Annotated in this window: 16 protein-coding genes; 8 read left to right on the forward strand and 8 right to left on the reverse strand. The window is 40.8% G+C overall.

Features of this window, described 5'->3' with window-relative positions; translation table 11 throughout:
* Positions 1-50 precede the first annotated feature (50 nt).
* The 3 genes from QYZ87_04255 to rnr are packed head-to-tail and all read right to left on the reverse strand — an operon-like array spanning position 51 to position 4,870.
* Positions 51-1,544: a hypothetical protein gene (locus tag QYZ87_04255; GenBank protein ID MDN4753744.1), complete on the reverse strand. Its 1,494-nt coding sequence runs from the start codon at positions 1,542-1,544 to the stop codon at positions 51-53.
* Between the two features lie 9 nt (positions 1,545-1,553).
* Positions 1,554-2,645: a Holliday junction branch migration DNA helicase RuvB gene (ruvB, locus tag QYZ87_04260; protein ID MDN4753745.1), complete on the reverse strand. Its 1,092-nt coding sequence runs from the start codon at positions 2,643-2,645 to the stop codon at positions 1,554-1,556.
* Between the two features lie 14 nt (positions 2,646-2,659).
* Positions 2,660-4,870: a ribonuclease R gene (gene rnr / locus QYZ87_04265; GenBank protein ID MDN4753746.1), complete on the reverse strand. Its 2,211-nt coding sequence runs from the start codon at positions 4,868-4,870 to the stop codon at positions 2,660-2,662.
* Positions 4,871-5,616: 746 nt separating this feature from the next.
* Here rnr and QYZ87_04270 point away from each other — a divergent pair.
* The 6 genes from QYZ87_04270 to QYZ87_04295 all read left to right on the forward strand — a co-directional run bounded on the left by QYZ87_04270 (position 5,617) and on the right by QYZ87_04295 (position 14,081).
* On the forward strand, positions 5,617-6,801 hold the full coding sequence (locus tag QYZ87_04270; protein ID MDN4753747.1) for a pyridoxal phosphate-dependent aminotransferase family protein: 1,185 nt from the start codon (positions 5,617-5,619) through the stop codon (positions 6,799-6,801).
* Between the two features lie 3 nt (positions 6,802-6,804).
* The gene (locus tag QYZ87_04275; protein MDN4753748.1) at positions 6,805-7,806 is read left to right on the forward strand and encodes an NAD(P)-dependent oxidoreductase; all 1,002 of its coding nucleotides are present in this window, start codon (positions 6,805-6,807) and stop codon (positions 7,804-7,806) included.
* 225 nt (positions 7,807-8,031) lie between these two features.
* Entirely contained in the window at positions 8,032-9,729 is a 1,698-nt protein-coding gene (locus QYZ87_04280; GenBank protein ID MDN4753749.1) for an ATP-binding protein, read from the forward strand.
* Positions 9,730-10,252: 523 nt separating this feature from the next.
* A complete protein-coding gene (locus QYZ87_04285; GenBank protein ID MDN4753750.1) occupies positions 10,253-12,409 on the forward strand; it encodes an elongation factor G in 2,157 nt (718 codons plus the stop codon).
* 401 nt (positions 12,410-12,810) lie between these two features.
* Complete coding sequence (locus tag QYZ87_04290; GenBank protein MDN4753751.1) at positions 12,811-13,587, forward strand: threonine/serine exporter family protein; 777 nt, start codon at positions 12,811-12,813, stop codon at positions 13,585-13,587.
* Complete coding sequence (locus tag QYZ87_04295) at positions 13,584-14,081, forward strand: threonine/serine exporter family protein (GenBank protein MDN4753752.1); 498 nt, start codon at positions 13,584-13,586, stop codon at positions 14,079-14,081. Before QYZ87_04290 ends, QYZ87_04295 begins: the two co-directional genes overlap by 4 nt.
* A gap of 114 nt (positions 14,082-14,195) precedes the next feature.
* On the opposite strand, the gene QYZ87_04300 is transcribed toward QYZ87_04295, so the two are convergent.
* Positions 14,196-15,581 (reverse strand): MATE family efflux transporter, encoded by a 1,386-nt coding sequence (locus QYZ87_04300; protein ID MDN4753753.1) that lies wholly within the window; start codon positions 15,579-15,581, stop codon positions 14,196-14,198.
* A gap of 790 nt (positions 15,582-16,371) precedes the next feature.
* Between QYZ87_04300 and QYZ87_04305 the strand changes: the two genes are divergently transcribed.
* The gene (locus QYZ87_04305; protein ID MDN4753754.1) at positions 16,372-16,539 is read left to right on the forward strand and encodes a rubredoxin; all 168 of its coding nucleotides are present in this window, start codon (positions 16,372-16,374) and stop codon (positions 16,537-16,539) included.
* Positions 16,540-16,817: 278 nt separating this feature from the next.
* Positions 16,818-18,896, forward strand: coding sequence for a molecular chaperone HtpG (gene htpG / locus QYZ87_04310; protein MDN4753755.1), 2,079 nt, complete (start codon positions 16,818-16,820; stop codon positions 18,894-18,896).
* A gap of 354 nt (positions 18,897-19,250) precedes the next feature.
* Here the strand turns inward: htpG and QYZ87_04315 are convergent, their stop codons facing one another.
* From QYZ87_04315 to QYZ87_04330, 4 genes are read right to left on the reverse strand one after another with little or no spacing between them, the layout of a single operon-like run.
* The gene (locus tag QYZ87_04315) at positions 19,251-20,012 is read right to left on the reverse strand and encodes a hypothetical protein (protein MDN4753756.1); all 762 of its coding nucleotides are present in this window, start codon (positions 20,010-20,012) and stop codon (positions 19,251-19,253) included.
* Positions 20,009-20,875, reverse strand: coding sequence for a PL29 family lyase N-terminal domain-containing protein (locus QYZ87_04320; GenBank protein ID MDN4753757.1), 867 nt, complete (start codon positions 20,873-20,875; stop codon positions 20,009-20,011). Before QYZ87_04320 ends, QYZ87_04315 begins: the two co-directional genes overlap by 4 nt.
* Before the next feature lie 19 nt (positions 20,876-20,894).
* A complete protein-coding gene (locus QYZ87_04325) occupies positions 20,895-22,511 on the reverse strand; it encodes a PL29 family lyase N-terminal domain-containing protein (protein ID MDN4753758.1) in 1,617 nt (538 codons plus the stop codon).
* Between the two features lie 5 nt (positions 22,512-22,516).
* Positions 22,517-23,935, reverse strand: coding sequence for a PL29 family lyase N-terminal domain-containing protein (locus tag QYZ87_04330; protein MDN4753759.1), 1,419 nt, complete (start codon positions 23,933-23,935; stop codon positions 22,517-22,519).
* Positions 23,936-24,031: the final 96 nt, after the last annotated feature.

The raw sequence follows: 24,031 nt of genomic DNA on the forward strand, positions 1-24,031 counted from the left end.
CTATTTTCTTTCCAAATATACACTTTATTCGTCATTTTTGCAGTGTTCACTTACTTGCGTGTTACGAATCGAGTAATGAGAGCCCTTAATTCAGGTGTGGCAAAATGAATAATCACCCAGGAATAGAGTATAAATAGCCCTCCTCTCAATGTTAGTTTTAGCCAAAGTTCTTGAGGGGATATCTTCATCCCTACAAAGTAAAATATGGTGGTCAGTAGTAGCATTCCTATGAGCTTCCCGGTATCGTAATGAATGGGATAAATCCTCTGCCCGAAGAAGTAACTGAGTAAAAGCATCACTCCATTACAGGCAAACGCACTCCAAGCACATGCAATGATCCCATATCGTGGCACTCCAAGTACAATGATTAAGAAGGTCACAACTAGACCGATGACACTAAAGATTGCTCCGTAATGAGTACGGTCACTGATCTTATACCAGATGGAGAGATTGTAATAGATGCCAAAGAGAATCTCGGATGCCATCACCACAGGCACCACACTCAGCCCTACATAGTAGTCCGGTGCTACGATGTGCTTAAATATATCCATCCCATACATCACGCCAAGAAAGATTAGTGTCCCAAAGAAGACGAAGTAATTCATCGCTACTCGGTATGCATTTCCGGCATCGTCCTCTTTCATCTTACTGAAGACAAAGGGATCATAAGCAAAGCGAAAGGCCTGCATAAACATCACCATGACTACAGCAATCTTCAGATTACCTCCATAGATACCTAGCTGTGTCATCCCTTCCAGGCGGTCTTCATAAAGCATAGGGAGCATGATTTGGCCAGCCATCTTATTCAGAATACCTGCTAAGCCTAAGAGTACCAGTGGGAGACAATATTTAGCTAAGCGTGGTACCAAGGAGCGATCAAACCCTTTGAGTCCAGGCTTAATCACCGGAAGCATGAATAGCAACTCTGTACCGGTAGCAATGAGATTAGAGATAAAGATGTATCCCACTCCATAGTCTGGACGATAGATCCAACGTGGTAATACGATGCCCTGTGCTTCAAGGTAGGGACAGAAGACTAGGAAGAAGAGGTTGAGGATAATATTTAGTCCTATGAATAGGAACTTATAAAAGGCAAACCTTAATGGTCTTCGTTCATATCGTAAATAGGCAAAGGGGAGCGAAAGTAGAGCATCCATACTCACAATAGCAATGAATATCCCTACAAATTCTGGATGATTAGGATAACCTAGCCAACTCGATATCTCGCCAACGCCCAACTGCCCAGCTATGAAAAATAAGCCTACAGAGACGGATAAAATCTTAAGGCATGTCGCATAAACCTTATTAGGCTCCTTTGCGGTATTGATGAAACGGAATAATCCCGTCTCTAGCCCTAGAGTGAGAACCACCAGGACGACACTCACCCATGCATATAGGTTTGTAACGATCCCGTATTCAGCACTATTTGCCAGCACCCTAATATAAAAGGGTGCTAGTAGCCAATTAAGAAATTTACTGATGATATTGGTAGCACCGTATATTACGGTATCCTTCATCAGTCCTCGCATGCCACCACCTGCCATTTCCTTACCTTAATCTATGTCACTAAAAAGATCTTTATGGAGGGGTTTGATGTGAAAGTCCCTTCCAAAATGTTCGTAGGCCAGACGGGTTACTTCTCGTCCTCGAGGCGTTCGCTTCATAAAGCCTTCTTTAATAAGGAATGGCTCATAGACCTCTTCCACGGTACCAGAATCCTCGCCTATAGCTGTCGCTATAGTACTGATGCCCACAGGTCCGCCATCAAACTTATCCATAATGGCTGTCAGTATCTTGTGGTCAATCTGGTCTAGCCCGTGCTTATCAATATTCAAGGCCTCTAGTGCGTAGGTAGCAATCTCTAGATTGATTCGTCCAGAACCTTTGACCTGTGCGTAATCCCTCACTCGTCGTAGGAGGGCATTCGCAACACGGGGGGTGCATCGACTACGGAAGGCTATCTCCTGTGCTGCTTGCTCATCACACATGGTCCCGAGGATCTCCGCACTCCTTAGAATGATGCCTCTAAGGGTGTCCGTATCATAATACTCCAAGTGCATATTGATCCCAAATCGGTCTCGTAGAGGTGCTGTCAGAAGTCCACTTCTAGTGGTCGCACCAATCAAGGTGAAAGGCTCCAGCTCTATCTGGATACTCCTTGCTCCAGGCCCTTTGTCTATCATGATATCTATGCGAAAGTCCTCCATGGCAGAGTACAGATACTCTTCCACGACAGGTGGCATACGGTGTATCTCATCTATGAAAAGCACATCATTACGCTCTAGGGAGGTGAGTACACCTGCAAGGTCTCCCGGCTTGTCCAATACAGGACCCGAAGTGACCTTGATATTCACGCCAAGTTCGTTCGCTATGATTTGGGATAAAGTGGTCTTCCCCAAACCGGGAGGTCCATGCAATAAGACATGATCAAGTGACTCACCTCTGAGTTTCGCTGCCTTCACAAAGATCTCCAGATTGCTGACCACCTGATCCTGTCCCTTGAAGTCCTCAAAGGCGATGGGACGTAGGGCATTGTCTTTGTCTGAAACGGAGGCATCGCTCTCAGGTACAACGGTTGTGCCCTGCTCTACGCCACGAATATCAAACTCCTCTAGCCCCTCTATGATTCTATCCTCGTCCTTCATCTGCTTTACGCCATTTATGCCAGCTCGAAATCCAATTGTTTACGCTCCAAGTCCGCTCTTACAATCTTCACGGTCACTTTATCCCCAAGCGAGTAACGTCTCTTGTGATTGATACCAACCAAAGAGAAGGTGCGCTCATCCAATTCATAGAAATCATCATCCATGTCTCGAATAGGAACTAGTCCCTCACAACCATTGGCAGTGAGTTCAACAAAGATCCCAAAGTCCTGAACACCACTAATGACACCATCGAAGAACTGACCTAAGAACTGTTGCATGTACTCGACCTGCTTATACTTCACTGATGCTCTGTCGGCATCAGCCGCCAATTTCTCCATATTGGAGTCATGCTTGCAGATCTCGTCTAACTCTGCCTTATTGACACTCTTGCCACCATTCATATAGTGGGTGAGGAGCCTATGAACCATCATGTCGGGATGACGACGTATGGGACTGGTAAAGTGAGTGTAATCCTCGAATGCCAGTCCATAGTGACCTATGTTATCGGTTTGGTAAACAGCCTTAGACATGCTACGTACTGTCAGTGTCTCTATCAGGTCTTGTTCTGGCTTACCTTTTACATCCTCCAGAAGCTTGTTAATACTCTGTGCCAGCATCTGAGGTGTCCCAGTGATATTCAGGCGATAGCCCAGTCTTCCTACAAACTCTTTTAGAGTAGCCAATTTCTCTTCATCTGGGCGGTCGTGGACACGGTAAACAAAGGTCGGTGGATTCTTTTCATCACGTAGGTGGTGAATGAAGGAAGCCACAGATCTATTCGCGAGGAGCATAAATTCTTCCACCAGTTTATTAGATTCTAGCGTCTGCTTGACATAGACATCAAGAGGCTTCCCTTTTTCGTCCAACTTAAATGCGAGCTCTTCGCTCTCAAAAGCGATAGCCCCATCTGCCATTCTCTTCGCTCTCAACTTCTCTGCTAGTCGTTGCAAGCCCAGTACCTCATCCTTCATTGCTCCATCTTTACCATCAATAAGGGCTTGAGCTTGATCGTATGTCAGTCGTCTATCGCTATGGATAATGGTGCGAGTAATTCTATGCTTCAGCACCTTACCCTCGTGATTCATTTCAAATATCACGGAGTAGGCAGGACGGTCTACATCAGGTTTGAGTGAACATAAGTCATTACAGAGACGCTCAGGAAGCATAGGGATGGTTCGGTCCACTAAGTAAACACTGGTAGCCCTCTCAGCAGCTTCCTTATCGATAATGTCGTCAGGTAATACATAGGCAGTTACATCAGCGATATGAACTCCTACCTCTACCTTATTGTCGCTGATTTTTCGGTATGATAGGGCGTCATCAAAGTCCTTTGCATCATCAGGGTCTATCGTTAGAGTGGGGACCTTACGGAAATCCTCTCTTTGATAGCTTTCATCGTATGCCATGTCAGGGGACAATTGATTGGCATAAGCCTCTACCTCCTCTGGATATTGGTACGGAAGGCCGAATTCCGCCAAGATAGCGTGCATCTCGGTATCATTATCGCCAGGCTTTCCAATCACAGCCAGCACCTCGCCTTCGGGATTCTTCGCACGCTCTGGCCATGCTGTCACTCGGACAATGACCTTGTCTCCATCCTTACCCCCATTCATCTTATTCTGAGGGATGAAGATGTCATTAGCTAGTTTTCTGCTTTCGGTTAGTAAGAAACAGACATCCTTGCGAACGGATAGTACCCCGACAAAGTTTGACTCCGCACGCTCTAGAATATCTATCACCTCTCCCTCTGCATCTTGACCTCGACGAGTAGCGAGTCGGTGTAAGACCACTCGGTCGCCATCCATAGCGTTATTGGTATTTCGCTCTGCTACGCGAATGGGGTCACCACCATCATCTGGGAAAAAGAGGTTATCCCCTCTCCCTGACTTACGCTTGATGACTCCCTCCAACATTTTTTTAGGTGAGTTATAGCGGAAGGTTCCCTCTTGCTTGCCATTAGCAAGAATTCTCTCGCGGACCAGTTGGTCCATGGACTCGTGTACCATTTCGTACGCGAGTTCGCCCTCTGCACCAATACTACTCGCCAGCTGCTTGTAGTGAATAGGAGCATTGCTACGGTCATTGCGGAAGTAACGCAGTACTAACCCGCGAATTTGAGCTATGCTTCGTGCTCTAGAATCTGAATTGGTGTGTTTCCCTCTTCTGTCGTCCCTCTTATTATTGTTTGTTGAGGCTTTACCTCTTTTAATCTTCTTTTTACTCATAAGTTTTTTTTATTATTCTTTCTTATCACAAAGATACCCAAATTCCTCTAGTCGTTGCAGATTTTGAAATGACCTTATTCACAAACTATTAGAAAATATCGGGCACAGACTATGATTCTTTTTTTTAGAATGCTCTTAGATCTCCATAATCGAATTAGATCATTTTTTATATTACATGAAATGTCAAAAGAGAAATCGGACAGACTAGCGTATGAAATGATAATAATAAAACATGATTTGGATCTCATCTCCTTCTTTCAAATAATACGGTTTTAATAAACAACATATTGAGAGTATTGTGTGACGGCGATCTACAGGCTGTATTAGTGAGTTTCAGTCATACTCATACTCCTAAGAGTATGCTCTTCCGCTTCCAACCAGAGAGTCTTGTATCGCAACTCTCATTCAATCTCCTAGCCGATCTGTTTACAAATCAGTTAGAATGGCATTTCATCACATGCTCTTGATATTTGAGTCTAATATCAAGAGCATGTGTTTTAGGCGATACGAGTGATAAATATTCCTTATTAAATAACATTATATGGATGAAAGAACTAACCTTCATGTTATAAAATAAAGTAGTTCTCAGTGAGGCATTCGATGGTCCCAATTCTAATTTTATCCAGAAATAAGACCTTTTATTCAAATAAATCAGTACTTTTGCACCGAGAGAATCCATTTTATCAGAAAAAATAATTCAAATGAGGATAAAATGGATGTTTGGAACTGATAAATTTGATTTTACAATGGGATTATTGCAAGAACGGCTGGCCTCATACGATAGACCACAACGTTTTAAGGAGATGGGCATTTACCCTTACTTTCGTGAAATAACTGGCAAGCAGGGTACGGAAGTGGAGATGGATGGGAAGAGGGTTTTGATGTTTGGCTCTAATGCTTATACGGGATTGAACTATGAGCCGAGAATTATTCAAGCAGGGATTGACGCTCTTCAGAAGTATGGCAGTAGCTGCTCGGGATCAAGGTTCCTCAATGGTACACTAGACTTACACACCGAACTGGAGCGTAAGATCGCAAAGTTTGTGGGTAAAGATGAGGCTCTTGTGTTTAGCACGGGCTTTTCTGCAAATTCTGGATGTATTCAAAGCTTAGTGGGTAGAAATGACTATATCTTCTGCGATGTTCAAGATCATGCCAGCATTGTAGATGGACGAAGACTTTCTTTCGCACAACAAAAGAAATTCAAGCATAATGACCTTGCTGACTTAGAAGAACAATTAAGTCGTTGCCCCATTGACGCTCTAAAGCTTATTATTGTGGACAGCGTCTTCTCTATGGAAGGAGATCTTGCACCTCTCAAAGAACTGGTGGCTCTAAAGAAAAAATATAACGCCACTCTATATGTAGATGAAGCCCATAGCATAGGGGTTTATGGTAAGCATGGAGAAGGACTGTGTAATCAACTAGGCATTACTGACGATGTAGATATTATCGTGGGTACATTCAGTAAGTCTCTAGCCTCTATTGGTGGGTTTATTGCTGCTGATGCGACCACTATCAACTATCTTCGCCATAATTCACGCACCTATATATTCTCTGCCTCTAGTACTCCAGCAGCTACAGCCTCTGCTCTCAAAGCTATCGAAATCCTAGAGCAGGAACCCGAAATCCTGGAGCGGCTATGGGATGTGACTCGTTACGCTCTGAAGCGATTTAGAGAGGAAGGCTTTGAGATTGGGGCGACTGAATCCCCCATTATCCCTCTTTATGTTAGAGATACGGTCAAGACTTTTACGGTCACTAAGCTTGCTTTTGATGCAGGAGTGTTCATTAATCCCGTGATACCTCCAGCATGTGCTCCAAAGGATACTTTGGTTAGATTTGCATTGATGGCGACACACACTAAGGATCAAGTAGAGCAAGCAGTCCAAAGACTCAAAATGTGCTTCAAAGAGTTGGAGATCTTATAGGGAATGGAAGTGAAAAAACGGGTGCTCATAACTGGAGGAACAGGCTTCATCGGTCATTATCTGATTGATGAAGCTCTCGCCCTGCATGAATACGAGGTGACGGTTGCTGTTCGCAAGGAGAGCAATAGAAAAACCCTAGACCATTTCAAGGGGATACACCTCCTAGAGTTAGAGTATAAAGATAGCGGGCAGATGAGAAGGGCTTTTGAGCAACTCGCAGATTCCCAAGATGCCCCGCCCTTTCATTACGTCATCCATAATGCAGGAGTTACCAAGACTCTGGATACAAAACAATTTGCTGAGGTTAATGCCGAAAATACCCGACGACTCCTTGAGGCGTTGGACACTAAACGACTTCGCCCTGAGAGATTTCTTTTGATGAGCAGTATGGGGAGCTATGGGGAGAACAACACTGATGCCCCTCTTTGTGTAAATTTTTCACAGTGTCCCAATACAGCGTATGGGCGAAGTAAGTGGCAAGCCGAGCAGTACCTCAAGAGTGCTTCCATCCCTTTTACTATACTTTGTCCGACGGGTGTGTATGGGGCTGGGGACGAAGATTACTGGCTCTCCATAATGAGTATGAAAAGAGGGTGGAACTTTCTCTCTGGGAGACAGCCTCAGAAGCTCAGCTTTGTGTACGTCAAGGATGTAGCTAGAGCCGTTTTCTTCCTGCTCAACCATCCTGAAGCTGAGGGACAAACGTTTCTACTAAGTGATGGTAAGGATTATACCGATCAGGATTTCACGCGAATAGTCAGCACAATTCTCAATCGCCCAGTTCACGAGGTTAGGGTCCCTCTGCCCATCATTAAGCTCGCCTGTAACATAGGGCAGACCTATAGCCGAATCAGCCACAAGCCCTTTACGCTAAATCGGGACAAGTATCCCATTCTTAGCCAACGTAATTGGCTATGCGATATCTCGCCCATATTATCTCTTGGCTTCCAGCCAACATATGATTTGGAAGAAGGACTCAAAGATGCCTTCTCAGAAGTAGAGTAGCGAGTTCAATACAAAATTTAGCTATCATGAAAGATCTCTCAAAGACTAACTTTTTTTGAGTTCTTAAGAGAGTGTGATTTCTAAATCAAAAGTGTTATGTTTGTAGCAGACAATGTTTTTATTAAAAGGTTTTTGTTTGCACTGGTTAACAGGCATTGGTGACCAATGGTCTACATTGAAAATAGGCCTACTAGAAGAAGCTCTCTTAATCTAAAAAAGACGAATATGACCATAGATGAAGTAAAAAGACTTAGAGAAAGTGAAGACAAAGTCGAATTCAAAGAAGCTAAAAAGCAATATAAATACGATAAAGATAGACGTAGTATATTAGGTTATGTTGTAGCATTGGCAAATGAGTGTGGTGGCAGATTAATTCTTGGTGTAAAAGAAAACAATGTGCCACCCCATACTATCGTTGGTACTCAAGCATGGAAAGGGAGAGAGGGTGAATTAGAGCAAAAAATATATCATGACTTACATGTGCGTGTAGAAACTGAAGTGGTCTATGACGATGAGAAACGCGTCTTAATCATACATGTTCCATCACGCCCCATTGGCAAAGCCTTAAAATATCAGGACGTCCCTCTTATGCGTATTGGAGACAGTATAGTCCCTATGAATGACGAATACTTCTTCTCTATCCTCCAAGAACAAGAACCTGATTTTTCTGCACAAACCTGTGCAGGCCTAAATTTGGACGATCTGGACGAAAATGCCATCAACAAGATGAAATTAAGCTATGCTCGCAAACAAAACAACGAACAATTTATTAATTTGAGCACATCACAAACATTATCTGACCTAAATCTAATCGATTCGAAAGGGAATCTTAATTATGCCTGCTTAATATTACTGGGGAAAGGAACAGTTATCCAATCTAAATTACCTCAATGCAAAACGATATGGGAGTTTAGGAATCAAGATGATCAAATCTATTATGACACTCGCGAGGAAATCCAAGCACCTTTATTTATAGCAATTGATAGTATATGGAAACTAATAAATCAACCCATGCTAAATAGGAAGCACCCCATACAATCAGATGCCTATATATTTGATCTTTACGATTTCAATGAAGAGGTCATAAGGGAAGCCATCCTAAATGCTATAGTTCATCGAGACTATACCATCTCAAGCGAAGTTGTGATTAAACAGTACCCTAATAAGATAACCATAAATAACCCAGGTGGATTCCCAAAAGGGGTGAATATCGAAAACATCTTAACTGTAAATAGTACTCCTCGTTGTCGGCTTATGGCAGAGGTGCTGGAAAAGACAGGATTAGTTGAGCGTAGTGGACAGGGTGTTGATAAAATATATTCTATTATGCTCTCCGAAGGCAAATCAGAACCAGATTACACTGATTCCAATATATTTCAAGTATCACTTACCCTTAATACGGAAATAAAAGACAAAGCATTCCATATATACATTAATCAGTATAAGAATAATAATAAAGAGCCAAGGCTTGGAGTAGAACAAATTATCACGTTATACATGATAAGAAATGGAATGTTCCAACGTCTTAAATCAGATATAGCGGAGCAGTTAGAGAAGGCAGGGCTAATAAAAAGAGTATCCGGACATTCTTTGAGATTTATTTTAGATGAAGATTTCTATAGTCTTGAAGAACAGAGCAATCGGATAGGGAAAAGATATATTGTATCTGAAATTGAATCCATTCTACTAAAGCTCCAAGGGAATGAGTCCAAAGTAGGAGCTTTAGAAGAACAAATGAAGCATGAGTTAAATAGAAATCAGATAAAATATCTGCTTATGAAGTTGCAAGAAGACAATATAATTCAAACCACTGGAAAAGGAAGTGGCACAAAGTACATCATAAGTAAAAAGTATAACCATTTGAGGGGAGACTCTTTGCTTAACGAAGTGTTCAATGTTCTATATGCCAAATACGATAATTAAAATTCTCCAAGTTATATCCATTTTCTCTAAACGATCAATACAGAATACTATAAGCCTCTCGCTAGGGTGAAAAAGATGTGCTCTCTCCATTCTCCAAATCTTATTAGATTTCTCCAAATAACCCCGTGCTCAAAAGATGAAATGAAAGGCTGTAAGCCTCTTCTTGGAAGTGAAAAGGATGTGCTATCTAATTCTCCAAATGTCATTAGTTTTCTCCAAATAGTCCATTCTTAAAAGATGAAATAGAAGTCTGTAAGCACCCTTGAGCTGAAAAAGATATAGTATCTCAATTCTCCGAAAGCAGAGTTATTGAGAATTACTTTCCAACACGATTTTCAGATCTTAAAACTTATTGAGCATAACGCACACTACAAATACAACCAATGTGCAGCAAAAGTTGCTACAAAGCAACGTTAAGTTCTTGTTAATCTCGTTAAAAGTCCTTACTTTGGCAAATAAATCGTTTTTTACAAACGATTTGACTAAAACCAATATTTACAATCATTCGTAAAAATAACGGACTATGAAGGTATATCAAACTAACGACATTAAGAACATCGCCATCTTGGGGAGTTCTGGGTCAGGGAAAACTACCCTGGCCGAATCAATGCTTTTTGAAGGTGGAGCTATCCAACGACGTGGATCAGTAGCTCAAGGGAGTACCGTTTGTGATTATTTCCCAGTTGAAAAAGAATATGGCTATTCCGTATTTTCTACTGTTTTCTCAATCCCTTGGGGCGATCGTAAACTGAATTTTATAGACTGTCCAGGGTCTGATGATTTTGTAGGAGCTTTAGTTAATTCTCTAGCAATTACTGAAGCGGCTCTGATGGTCGTCAATGCTCAATATGGGCTGGAAGTCGGCTTAATCAACCAATTTAGATATACCAGAAAATTTAATCGTCCAGTCATTTTTATCATCAACCAGTTGGATCATGAAAAGGCTGACTATGATAATGCCCTAAACCAGCTAAAAGAGCGATATGGCTCTAAGGTGGTTCCTATCCAATTCCCCGTTACGACAGGACCTGACTTTAATGAAATCGTTGATGTCCTCAAAATGAAGCTGTATCGCTGGGGTCCAGAAGGTGGCAAGCCTGAGGTCCTCGAAATCCCTGATAATCTTAAGGATAAAGCTATGGAGCTTCACAAGAACTTAGTAGAGTCTTGTGCCGAGCATGATGAAGAACTCATGGAGAAGTTCTTCGAGAGTGAAAGTCTTACTGAAGAGGAGATGAGGGATGGTATCCGTGCTGGACTTATAGCCCGTGACATGTATCCTGTCTTCTGTGTGAGTGCAGAGAAAGATATGTGCGTTCGCCGTACACTTGAGTTCCTTGGAAACGTGGTGCCATGCTGTGATAAGCTAGAACCACTTGAGACAGTGGATGGGACTAAGGTACCTTATGATTCTTCTGCTCCTACTAGCCTATACTTCTTCAAGAGTATGACAGAGCCTCACATTGGTGAGGTAGATTACTTCAAAGTGGTCTCTGGTACAGTACATGAAGGGGATGATTTAGTTAATACAGATCGAAATGATAGTAAAGAAAGAATCTCGCAACTCTTCATCCCTCAGGGTGGTAATCGCATAAAAGTTACAGAGCTAAAGGCTGGCGACATTGGTGCTGTGGTCAAACTAAAAGGGGTACGTGTAGGAAATGCACTTAATGAAAAGGGATGCACTAATCGTTATATGCTTGTGGAGTATCCTGCTCCTAAGTATCGCCGTGCTATTAAGGCTGTCGATGAGTCAAATTCTGAAAAGATGAATGAAGCCCTAACTCGTATGCATTACGAAGATCCTACTTGGATCATTGAGCAAAGTAAGGAGCTAAAGCAGACCATTGTGTACGGACAGGGAGAATTCCACCTTCGTACATTAAAGTGGCGACTAGAGAATAATGATAAGATCCCAGTAGAATATTTCGAGCCTAAGATACCTTATCGTGAAACCATCACGAAGGCGGCAAGAAGTGACTACCGTCACAAAAAACAGTCTGGTGGTGCTGGACAATTTGGCGAGGTTCACTTAATTGTAGAGCCTTATGTAGAAGGGGCTGAGGTGCCTAGTAGTTATAAGTTTGGGAGCCAGGAATTTAAGGTGCAAGCACGTGATACTGATGTGATAAACCTTGAATGGGGTGGCAAACTCGTATTTGTGAATAGTATCGTAGGAGGAGCCATTGATGCTCGTTTCTTACCTGCCATCCTCAAGGGGATCATGGAGCGAATGGAGGAAGGACCTCTTACTGGTTCGTATGCTAGAGACGTACGAGTCATCGTCTATGATGGTAAGATGCACCCTGTGGATAGTAATGAGGTCTCATTCATGCTGGCAGGTCGTCATGCCTTTAGTCAAGCATTCCGCGAGGCTTCTCCGAAGGTCCTAGAGCCTGTCTATGATGTCGTAGTCTCTGTGCCTGCTGATTACATGGGGGATGTGATGAGTGACCTTCAAGGCCGTAGAGGTATCATCATGGGAATGGAGAGTAAGGGTGATTATGAGGAGCTAAAGGCTAAGGTGCCTCTTAAGGAACTTTCTAATTACTCAACAGCCTTGAGCTCTATCACTGGCGGAAGAGCCTCCTTTACTATGGAATTTGCGAATTACGAATTAGTGCCATCTGATGTCCAACAGATGCTGCTTGATAGTTATACAGAAGAGAGCGACGAGTAATAACTATAGCTTTTTAGATGTGAGTCTTGGGTGTCAGCCTAGCAGCTGGCACCCTTTTTTTATTAAATAAATGTTCAGCAATGAAATGTATGAGCAAGATAGATCCAATAATAAGAGCTAGATAATTTGCAAGGCGAGAAGCTATAAATCAATTTACTACATACAGAACTTTATTTGATTATAAATATAGAGGTGGGGGAGAGAAATGCTTGGTTGTATGGCTATAAAATCACATTAAATAGATCTAAATACACAAAAATAAGCTAAATTTGTGCAAAATTATTTTATAGCTATCGGTATAATATCATCAACGAAAATCAGTAAGTGAAAAAATCCTAGATGATTTCTGATAACCAATTTAAAACATGCAGTTTAGGACATTTATTAGATGAAACTACTTTATGCACTATCCTGAAGAAAGTAAAAGAGATCGTATTGCTACCGTTTTACTCGAAATCGGTAGCTTGATGATGTGTTCGGGAGCAAATACAGAACGTATCAGAGTAACCTTACGTCGTATCGCTTCTGCGTGGGGCTATAATCTTGAAGTGATGATCACTCACCGAAGTCTGATCGTTACGGTGATGGATAATAGAGGTGAAGTAGCTTTTAGCAAAATTAAGCGGATAGAGCCCCATACGGTTAATTTTGCTATCGTATCCAATATTAGCCATATGAGTTGGAATGTATTAGAGGGAAATTGGAGCGTGGAGCAGGTTGTAAACGAGGTGGAGCGTATAAAAAAGACCCCTCATCACAAACGATGGCTTGTATTATTGACCGTAGGGCTTAGTGATGCTTCGTTCTGCTTCCTTCTTGATGGCGGATACATATCGATGGTAATTAGTTTTATCGCTACCGTGATTGGTCTCTATGTCAGGCAAGAAGCATCAAAAAGGAAAATAAACCCTTTTGTAGTTGTATCTCTAGCTGCATTCACAGCCGCATTTATTGCTCAGTTTGCCTACTTTATTCCAGCTTGCAAGACTCCTGACGCAGCCTTTGCGACATCCGTTCTGTTTTTAATCCCAGGGGTGCCATTAGTTAATTCGATCACAGATTTAATTGATGGAAATACGCAAAATGGTATTGCTAGAGGTGTAAATGGTTTTCTAATCTCCTTTGCAATTGCTCTAGGATTGATGGTTGCAAAGATGTGTAGTTCTATATTTATATGATGAGTCTTACGATTTTAGTAAAGGCCGCTTTTGCTGGCATAGCAAGTATAGGGTTTGCGGTCCTATTTAATGTCCCCAAAAGAGTGTTGCTATCTATTTTTTCCATCGCATTTGTAAGTGGAATAGTGAAGTTTATAGTCTTAGAGAATAACTTGAGTCTGATCTGGTCTTCACTCGCATCAGGTGTCTGTGTCGGGACATTAAGTGTCCCCTTTGCGAGGCTAAAGTTTGCTCCACCGCTAGTCATCGCCATTCCCAGTGTCATCCCGATGGTTCCAGGGACTTATATTTATCGCTCAATTATTGGATTGATCAGTATAGCGACCACCAATGGACCTGTTTCTTCTGAGCTTGTCACCGAAACGATCCATAATGGAATGTTTAGCTTGTTTATACTAGCAGCTATATCTATCGGTGCAGGTATCCCCACCATCATTACGCGTCGTCAAATAATGACCGCGATAGAAAAAGAAGATAGTAAATCAGCAAGATAAAAAAAGACAGACGATTCAAAAAAAAGAATCGTCTGTGTCATAGGTTCTTCTGAGATTAACCGCAGAACCGACCTCAAATACTTTATAAGTCAAAATCCATAATCATGGAGAGGATCAGCGTGCCTCTATGGCCTTCCATCGACCACTTGCCATAAAGTGATAGCTCATCAAGCCGATACTTACATAATAGAGAATCTCAACGGTAAAGCAAAGGGCAACGGACCCCTCGATAAGGTAAACCATAATGGCTGCATAACCAAGATAAAAGGCAATATTAAGTAACTCAATAATAAAGACTCGCTTGGTGTCACCAGTACTACCCACTGAGGTGAAAAACATATTTCCAATCGAGCAAATCAGTACTGCTATACAGACCACCCTTAGAGCTCCAATGGAATCGTGAATCAACTCTGGATTATCTGTGAATATGCTCAGCGGTACTTCAGGGAATATCTGTACTAGGGTAGTCACGAGTAGCATCGTTCCGAAAGAGAGAAGGACAGACTTCCAGATGTAAGGGATAACTTTATCAGGCTGCCCGTTTCCTACAATATGTCCAACCGTACTTCTGACGGCTGTGCCATAAGAATTGACCGGTAAGAAGAGTAAGATGTAGAGGCTACGAATGATAGAGGCTATCGCCAACTCACGCTCACCCAAGCTTTCAATCATAAAGAAGAAGATCGTCCACACTGACTGGCTTAGGAGTGCCTGCATCATCAAGTAATAACTAAGTTTTAGCAATGCTCTTACTAAGACTCTATCGTTTTCAAGGATTATGCTCCAACTGATGCCGAACTTCTTACGATCTACCTTTTTCCAGATGTACAATAGATAGAATACTAATGAGGCGATCTCAGCACTCACACTTGCAATGGCTGCCCCTTTGATCCCCATCTCAGGGAATCCTAATTCACCAAAGATGAGGACATAGTCTAGAAAAATATTGACAATGGACATCACGATGGCGTTCAGAGTCAATACTTTAGTTTTGGATATACTTATGAAGAAGGATCGGAAAGCACTTCCGATAAAGGCGAATAGATACCCGATGCTTCGGTAGTTCCAGTAATCAATGGCAGATTGTGCCACATCCGGACTCGAGATGAGGTTGCCAAAGAGTAACCGACCAGTACTAAAGGCTAGTATGACTACCAAAAGGGCTGCTATGGATAGTATCCTTAGACTCTGTCCTATCACATGCCCGATCTCACTATATTGTTTGGCTCCGTATCGATGGCTAAACATAATTTGGGTCCCGCTCGCCAATCCAAAGCCTATGGTGTAGATACTAAAATAGACCAGCCCTGCTAGAGCCACGCCACCCAGCTGCACCTCTCCAAGGCGAGCGATAAACGCTGTATCTATGACACCAATGAGATTTTGTGCCAATAGCGAGACCATGACAGGCCACGAAAGCTGAAAAATATGGCTCAGAGAAAGATCTAATTCTCCTTCAATATTGGTCGATCCTCCTCTCCATTTATCCTTAATACCCATAGATTACCATATAGCTGAATGTCTTTGTGTGGCAAAGATAAGCAATTATTATGGTCCAGAGACACTAGAAAACATCTAAAGTGGAGAGTCTCTAGTATTTATGATGAATCTCCTATATGCCAGCTAATTAAGAATCTTCGAGTCACTTGAATTAAAACGAGTGACGCTCTAAGTAAGGCTGTGAAAATGTGCCCCCCATTTGACATAACCATACGATAGCTATTTTGTGATAAAATGCAGCGTATATGGAGGGTATATGCTATAACCCGTTGGTAATAAGAGGATATAAGGAGTGCGAAATTGTAATCACAATACTCTTATTTGGTGGTTTTAAATAGGTGGTATTTTAGTTATATGAAAGAGTTGCTCTTCCTATAGGAAAAAATTATTGTTCCTATAGGAAGAAGAAATCTCTCCTATAAGATGATTTTGGGCTGCTTCTTGAGGCCTTTTTGGAGAAAAAGCCAATCAATTTATTGTCAATTAGCTGTAGTCTTCTTCATAATATTGATAGAGCGTACCAGGCATTGGCCTACCTAAAAAGTTGGATATAGATAAGTTAACACTAATAACTCTTGTTATTGGATACTCCTACGAAGGACAATAGGGGATAGTTCGAGATTTTCCACTGCTTAAGACCTCATTTCGGATTGTTAAAATGCTTAGAAAATTAATAGTTTATTAAGAATTAAAGTATGTCCATATAACCATAAATAGGTATATTTGCATAGCTAGCCTTGTGTGGTTAGCTTGATGAAAGGTAATTATACAAAAACTAAAGAACAAAGTTATGAGAAAGTGGATTTGTGAGCCATGTGGCTGGATTTATGATCCTGAAGTAGGTGATGAGGATGGAGGTATCGCTCCAGGTACAGCATTTGAGGATATCCCAGAGGATTGGGTATGCCCAGTTTGCGGTGCAGAAAAGTCTGACTTCGCACCATATGACGAAGATTAATTTTTGCATATAATTGATAAAGAATAGGAGTCGGGTTATCAACATGTTTGATAGCCCGACTCTTCTTTTTGTTAAGTCCTCTTATTGTCATTTTTACTATTGTTTTGTTTGGCATCGCGTATTTATGAGTGTTGTGCTTCTAATCTTTTTAGAACTCATGATGTTTATTTTTTTTGTGCACAACGAAATTCAGGGCTGACAAAGTGTCAGTCAGTCCATTTTGGCACCCTCTTTGCCCTTTTATGGTAAAAGAAAATAAATTTTAATTTATATGACATATGAGTAAAGAGAAAAAGAATGGTAAGATAGGGGTCCAGAGTGATAATATGTTCCCCATCATTAAGAAGTTTTTGTACAGTGATCACGAGATCTTCTTACGTGAACTTGTAAGTAATGCTGTAGATGCTTCACAGAAGTTAAAGACCCTTTCAAGCAAAGGAGAGTATAGTGGTTCGCTTGATAATCTCAAGGTCGAGGTGAAGATTGATGGCGATAAGCTTATCATTAGCGACCATGGTATCGGAATGTCAGCAGATGAGATTGATAAGTATATCAATCAAATCGCTATCAGTGGAGCTGAGGAATTTATTGAGAAGTACAAGGATGATGCTGGCAGTATCATCGGACACTTTGGACTGGGATTTTACTCCAGCTTCATGGTGGCTAAGAAGGTAGAGATATATACACAGAGCTATCGTGAAGAGGAGGAAAGTATCCGCTGGAGCTGCGAAGGCGATCCAGAGTACAAGATGGAAGTAGCCGAAAAGCGTGAGCGTGGTACCGACATCATACTATATATTGATGAGGAGAGCAAAGAATTCTTAGAGCCCCAAAAGATTCGTCAGTTACTAGATAAATATTGCCGCTTCCTACCTATACCTATTGTTTTTGGTAAGAAGAAAGATTGGAAGGACGGTAAAGAGGTCGAGACAGACGAGGATCTCATCATAAATGAGAATAAACCTATCTGGAGTGAGATGCCTAGTGAGCTTAAGGATGAGGATTATAAAAACTTTTATAATACGATGTATCCTATGTCAGAGGCTCCTCTTTTTTGGATCCATCTAAATATTGATTATCCATTCAACCTGACTGGTATCCTTTACTTCCCTAAGGTAAAGAACAATATGGATCTTCAGAAAAATAAGATCCAGCTATACAGTAATCAGGTATTCGTAACGGATTCAGTGGAAGGTATCGTGCCAGATTTCCTAATGCTGCTTCATGGGGTGATTGACTCACCAGACATCCCTCTGAATGTCTCCAGAAGTTATCTGCAGGCCGATGGTAACGTAAAGAAAATCTCCAGCTACATCACTCGTAAAGTATCGGATAAGCTCAATGAGCTGTTCAAGGAAGATCGTAAGAAGTACGAGGAAAAATGGGAAGTGCTTGATCTCTTCGTGAAGTATGGTATGCTGACAGACGAAAAGTTTTACGACAAAGCTGAGAAGTTTGCCTTACTAAAGAGTACTGATGATAAGCTCTATACACTAGAGGAGTATCGTGAACTTATTTCTGCTGAGCAGACTGATAAAGACGGTAATGTCATTTACCTGTACGCCAACGATACTGAGAAGCAATATAGCTATATAAGAGAGGCGAAAAATAAGGGCTATGATGTCCTCCTAATGGATGGACAATTAGATATACACTTCATCCAGATGTTGGAGAGCAAAGTCGCTCAATCTCGTTTTGCTAGTATTGATAGTGACACGCTGGATAATCTCATCCCAAAAGAGGATGCGCCGAAAGATACGGCAGACGTTTCAGAGGAAGAGGTGGAATTGCTGACTAAGTTGTTCGACCTACAGCTTCCTCACGAGCAGAAAGTGATGTACAACGTACGTGCAAGTCATCAAGGTGAGATGGGTAATCCTTTGATCTTGGTACAGAGTGAGTATATGCGTAGGATGAAGGATATGGCTGCTATGCAACAGGGTATGAGCTTCTATGAAGAGATGCCTGATAGCTATATCGTTAATCTGAATGTTGATCATCCAATGGTTCGTGGTCTAGCTGTAGCTTTCAATGAGACGGCAGATGGAGAGTACAAGGAGCTAACCGCTGATAAACGTGGGCATGAGGCACGAGTATCTGTCCTACAACAGCAACTAGAGGCTAAGGATATCGATGATGCACAGAAGGAGACCCTTCGTAATGACATGGCTGAAACCAATAAGTCTATCAGTGAGATTGATGAGAAGCTAGATGCTATTTATCGTAAGTTTGGTGAAGAGCATAAGATTATCTCTCAGTTAATAGACCTTGGTCTGCTCTCTAGTGGTCTGCTGAAGGGTAAGGCGTTAGATGATTTCGTTAATCGTTCATTAGAGTTGATAAAAGGGAAACATTGAGATAATCCACACTACTGATAAAAGTAGTTGCATGACTGTCCGTTGAGGACATAGAGAAGCCCCCTGACTATAATGAGTGTAGTCAGGGGGCTTCTCTATGTTAGCAGGGTTTCACTTGGGCACATAGAGAGCTACGTCTCTTGATAGAGAAGATAGATCTATTGGTCTAGAAGAGCGTGTTTGACACTTTACAGATTCAGCCCTTTTCTGAATATATGGACGCTCTTTTCCTTTATGATATAAATACAATTTTTCTTTGTGTCCTCTCCGCAATCTGAGATCAAGGTATCTAATAATGGGCATGCACAGAAGCAGATCTCCTGGCATGCCCAAAAGTAAATGTTCTATATGAGGTTACTTATTTGAGAATAACCTGACTGAGAATTCGTAAGATTTGCTATTCCAGTAGTATGCGGTATAAGACCCCATTGGTGTATAATCCATACTTCTAGCATTTCCAGCATTAAAATCAGTAGAAGTCCAGAAATATCCATGTGTACCTATTTGAGTATAATAACCATCAGTTGTGTAGCGCACAAAACCAGCGGCTGGGAAACAACGTACAATATTATCCTCTGAATCTTTTTCCCACCATTCTTCATTAGAGATATCGTCTGTAGTTACATCTAGATTCTCTGGTCCTAGGTAACGTACAGTAATCATGAGCATCATCTCTCCTTCAGAGTCAGGGTTCTTTACAGATTGGTATCTCCATGCAGAGCGTTGTTTGTCACCATTCCCTTTAAATCTAATACCATAGGCGTTATTATTACCCAATGATACATAGTCTGAAGTGTATGTTTGGGTATTGCCTGCTATAGTTATTTCCTCTGAGAGGTTATCAACCTTCTTTTCATACTCAAAACTTATATTCATTCCACTATTATAATCTGGAACGATTCCTCTAAATTCTGCAAGAGTTGGAAGGTGGTATCCCACACCATTAACGGTGAAGTTTTTAGATACATCAAATAATTCCATCGCTTTATGATGTGAGAAGTATCCAGATTCACTAGTGTCTTGGGAAGTGATGAAGTCTGTCCCGTCCGCATTTACATTGAATTCAGTAACATATTCTATCGCAAGCTTATCATGAGTAGGAGCTTTTTTCTTCACCGTAACAACGCATTGGTCTGTAAGATTTCCATCTTCGGTTGCACTGTAATAATAGCTGTCCCCACAGATAAGGCTGTAACTAATCCACTAGAACTAACAGAGGCAATTTTTTCTTGATCAGAAGTCCAAGTGACTTTTTTATTCTCTGCTTCCTCTGGCATCACGGTTGCCTTTAGCGAAACTGTTTGATCTACACGAAGCGTGTACTCATTATAATTCAGTTTAACCTCAGTTACTGCAGCTTTAACTTTCTTTGAAATAATGAAGGTCTTACCATTATATTTGATAATCACATCATCATCAGTTTCGGTAATTGAGAGGTCAATTTTTTCGGTTTCGCCTGCAGCCTTGACTGGATTCCCGTCACTGTCTAAAATCTTTTCCCAAGTCACACCATTATCTGTGCTGATTTCCCATTCACCATTACGGCTTACTCGTATCTTAGGTGTAAAGCCATCTTTACCATCTTGTCCTTTTGCAGGTATAGGATCACCATTTGCATCCAAAATTAGGTCATTATTAAGTGACCAATAGAGGACTCCATCTACTTCTGTCACTCCAATTTTTGGTGTAGTACCGTCGACGCCATTCTTCAGGACTATCTCCGAGCCATCAGACATTTTTAATACATAGCCAGTCCCATCTGATAGAGGGTTGTATGAATTTATACTTAGTTTTTTTGCTTGGGCATCAAGTAACTGTTGAAGTGAAATAATTCCTTCATTTGCTTGAGACATGAGAAGTTCAAAGCCTTTTAATCGCTCTTCATGCTTATCAAGTTTCTGATTAATATCATCAAGATTTGTACAAGATGAAATCATTAAAATCGGCAATAACAATACCGCATAAAATATTTTTTTCATAGTTATTATGTGTGTTTTTTTATTTTTTCATGAACAGTCTAATGGATCTACCATTAGTTTTCATCCCGCCTTCATTAGAAGTGGCATCTCTTCCACCAAATAGCATCCTCCTTGCAAATAATGAATCGTGACTGGTTGCAGACCAGTAATTACCGTATTCCCCAACTGAGTACATGTTATTTTCTTCGAAATCCTTATACCCAGAGCAAGGGAAGTAACGGATGGTATCATCTTCATTATTTGAATTCCAGTATTCTGGCTTTGCAACGTCATCAATTGTGGTTTCTGTATCAGAATCACCTAGATAGCGTGCTGTAATAATCATCATACTGCCATTACCCTGAGGATTTTTAGTATACTCAAATTTATAAGCACTTCTTAATAAATTATCGCCACCTTTAAATCTAATTGCGTATGCGACTCCATTTCCTGGAAATTTGTAATCAGCCTTTAGGTTGTAAGATTTTTCAAGGAATACAAAACTCTCTTCTTGATTAAGTACGTCTCTAAACTCTATAAAATATACATTCCTGAAAGGAACTACAGCACACCATTCTTTCATTGTAGGCATGTAGTAGCCTTGCCCATTAATCTTAAAGTCTGCCCTTTTAGAAAATTTTCTATCTGCGTCATCCCAATCAAAGTAGCCACCTGCTGTATTAGAGTGAGAGGTGACAAAGTTCTTACCTGTTTTATCAATGTTGAATTCGGCAACGTAATCTATCGGTAATCGTTTTACGTGACTATTTTTGGCTTTAACAGTGACGCGACAAGTAGCTGTCAAGTTTCCTTCTACAGTGGTTGCTTTGATGAGGACAGTACCTACAGAGACAGCGGTCACTGTACCGGCTGAGACTGTAGCTATTTTATCGTCTTCACTTTCCCAAGTGATGGCTGGGTTTGAAACGTTCTCAGGTAATATAGTGGCTTTGATTTCAAAGGTATCGTTAACCTTGACTACTTTTTTGGTAGGTTCTATAGTGATACTTTTTGGTACTATTTTGTTACTCCTAGGTAGGATGTATTCATTGCCATTATAATTAATTACGACTGAATCTTCTGTTTCTGTAATCGAGAAATCTATTTTAGCGGTTTCACCCTTTGCTTTGATAGGATTTCCGTCTTTCCCAAGTAGTAATTGATAGGATTTACCTTGATTGAGACTTACTTCCCAAAATCCGTCGGCATTGACTTGCAATAAAGGTGTGATGCCATCTGATCCATTGGTGCCTTTTGCCATGATTTTATTTCCATAAGCATCAAGCATAAATTCTCCATTAATAGTCCAATAAAATACCCCGTCAGTATCTTTCTTAATTCCTACGCTTGGAGTTATTCCATCTAAACCATTGTTGAGGATTATCGTAGAGCCATCGCTCATTTCAAGTTTATACCCAGCATTATCTTCTAGTGGAGTATATTTCACGATGGCAAGGTTGTCCTTTTCAGCCTCAGCCAGAGCTTTTAAGTTTTTAATGTTGTCATTTACACTTTTCACCAAATTATCTAATTGATTTAGACGCTTTTCGTGGTCATCTATACGATCATTTACCGAGTCGAGGTTAGTACATGAACCTATCAGAAGCATTGATAGGAGGGTGAGTGCCAATAAAAAATGACTTGAATTTGTTTTCATATGATTTAGAAGTTATTTCTGAATAGTCTTGTTGTGTTATATATCCCTTTTTCGTGTTGATAGTCAGAGTAGCATAAGTAATTGCTGAAGAGGACGAACTTAGCCCATGTTGTCTTCTCTCTATCTTCTGTAGAAGACCAATAATGACCATATTCATTATAGTAAAATGGTTCTCCATCTTTTACGATAAGGTAACCGGCTGCAGGCAGCATTCTCTGAATGTCTTTATCGTTGTTCGTAGCCCAGTAATCAGGATTTGAGATGTCGTCTAATGATAATACGTCTTTACCCAGAGGTCGTACAGTGATTTGCAGCATTTTTTCACCTGACTGTTCGGGATTATCCGTGAACTGGTACCGCCACGCACTTAACTGCTCATTATCTTCATTTTTGAAACGAATAGCATAAAATACGTAATTTCCAGGAAATCTATAATCTGACTTGTATGTAGCATTCTTATCACCAATTGTAACATTTTCTACAATACCAAGTTTGTCAGGCATCTTAGTTTCTACATACATTATCTCTTTAGGTATGATTGATGACCATTCTTTAAAACTTGGGAGGTGATATCCGATACCATCCACGGTGAAGTTTTTATTAGCTGCGAATAGTTTCATGGCTTCATGCCAAGTGAAATAACCACTGTTTTTACCTATGTGATTGTCTATAAACCCAGTACCGGTTTTATTTACATTGTATTCAGTTAGGTATTCTAAAGCTAATTTTTTGTTGCTTTTCTTCGTTACCTTCACTGTCGCAGAGCTTTTTACTTTCCCTTTATAGGCTTTGACCGTAATGATAGCTACCCCTGCACTAATCGCTGTAACGGTTCCATCTTTGACTTGTGCTATGTCCTCATTATCTGATTCCCATTCAAGTTCTTTTAGTTTGGCATTTTTAGGTGTTGTTTCAATAGTGAAAGTAAGAGAAGATCCTATTTCTAGTTGGCTCTCATTTGGTGAAAGTGTTATGCTTGTCGCTTCTACAGTTTTTTTATCTTTTGGAATACTATAAACTTGTCCCATATATGTGATATGGATAAAGTCGTCATCCTCAATGATTTTAAAGTCACCTAAATCTATAGAGCCATTAGCCTTTACTTTATTGCCATTTACGTCATAAACAAGTTCCCATTTAACGCCCTTGTTATAACTGACCTCCCAATAGCCGTCCGTATTGATTCGTACGATAGGAGTGGAGCCTATTTCTCCGTCTTTGCCCACCGCTATAACTTTATTTCCAGATGCATCTAGCAGGTAATCACCGTTGATTGTCCAATATAAAATATCGTTATCATTTTTTATGGCAATGTTTGGCTTTTCTCCATCTTTGCCATTTCTTAATGTTATTTTAGAACCATCAGTCATTAATAGTTCATAGCCACTGCCGTCTTTTAATTTAGCAAAAGAGACGATGCTCAGGTTGTCCTTTTGTGCCTCTAGTAACTTTTTAGGTTTTGAATATTTCCATTTGCAGTGTTGACCATCGCTTCTATCTCGGATAAACGTTTTTCGTGG

Source organism: Porphyromonadaceae bacterium W3.11, assembly GCA_030434245.1.
GTDB lineage: Bacteria > Bacteroidota > Bacteroidia > Bacteroidales > Porphyromonadaceae > Porphyromonas_A.

Coding starts and splice junctions, on each gene's coding strand:
- QYZ87_04255 (MDN4753744.1), bottom strand. CDS start 1,544: ATGGCAGGTGGTGGCATGCGAGGACTGATGAAGGATACCGTAATATAC.
- ruvB (MDN4753745.1), bottom strand. CDS start 2,645: ATGAAGGACGAGGATAGAATCATAGAGGGGCTAGAGGAGTTTGATATT.
- rnr (MDN4753746.1), bottom strand. CDS start 4,870: ATGAGTAAAAAGAAGATTAAAAGAGGTAAAGCCTCAACAAACAATAAT.
- QYZ87_04270 (MDN4753747.1), top strand. CDS start 5,617: ATGGGATTATTGCAAGAACGGCTGGCCTCATACGATAGACCACAACGT.
- QYZ87_04275 (MDN4753748.1), top strand. CDS start 6,805: ATGGAAGTGAAAAAACGGGTGCTCATAACTGGAGGAACAGGCTTCATC.
- QYZ87_04280 (MDN4753749.1), top strand. CDS start 8,032: ATGACCATAGATGAAGTAAAAAGACTTAGAGAAAGTGAAGACAAAGTC.
- QYZ87_04285 (MDN4753750.1), top strand. CDS start 10,253: ATGAAGGTATATCAAACTAACGACATTAAGAACATCGCCATCTTGGGG.
- QYZ87_04290 (MDN4753751.1), top strand. CDS start 12,811: ATGCACTATCCTGAAGAAAGTAAAAGAGATCGTATTGCTACCGTTTTA.
- QYZ87_04295 (MDN4753752.1), top strand. CDS start 13,584: ATGATGAGTCTTACGATTTTAGTAAAGGCCGCTTTTGCTGGCATAGCA.
- QYZ87_04300 (MDN4753753.1), bottom strand. CDS start 15,581: ATGGGTATTAAGGATAAATGGAGAGGAGGATCGACCAATATTGAAGGA.
- QYZ87_04305 (MDN4753754.1), top strand. CDS start 16,372: ATGAGAAAGTGGATTTGTGAGCCATGTGGCTGGATTTATGATCCTGAA.
- htpG (MDN4753755.1), top strand. CDS start 16,818: ATGAGTAAAGAGAAAAAGAATGGTAAGATAGGGGTCCAGAGTGATAAT.
- QYZ87_04320 (MDN4753757.1), bottom strand. CDS start 20,875: ATGAAAAAAATATTTTATGCGGTATTGTTATTGCCGATTTTAATGATT.
- QYZ87_04325 (MDN4753758.1), bottom strand. CDS start 22,511: ATGAAAACAAATTCAAGTCATTTTTTATTGGCACTCACCCTCCTATCA.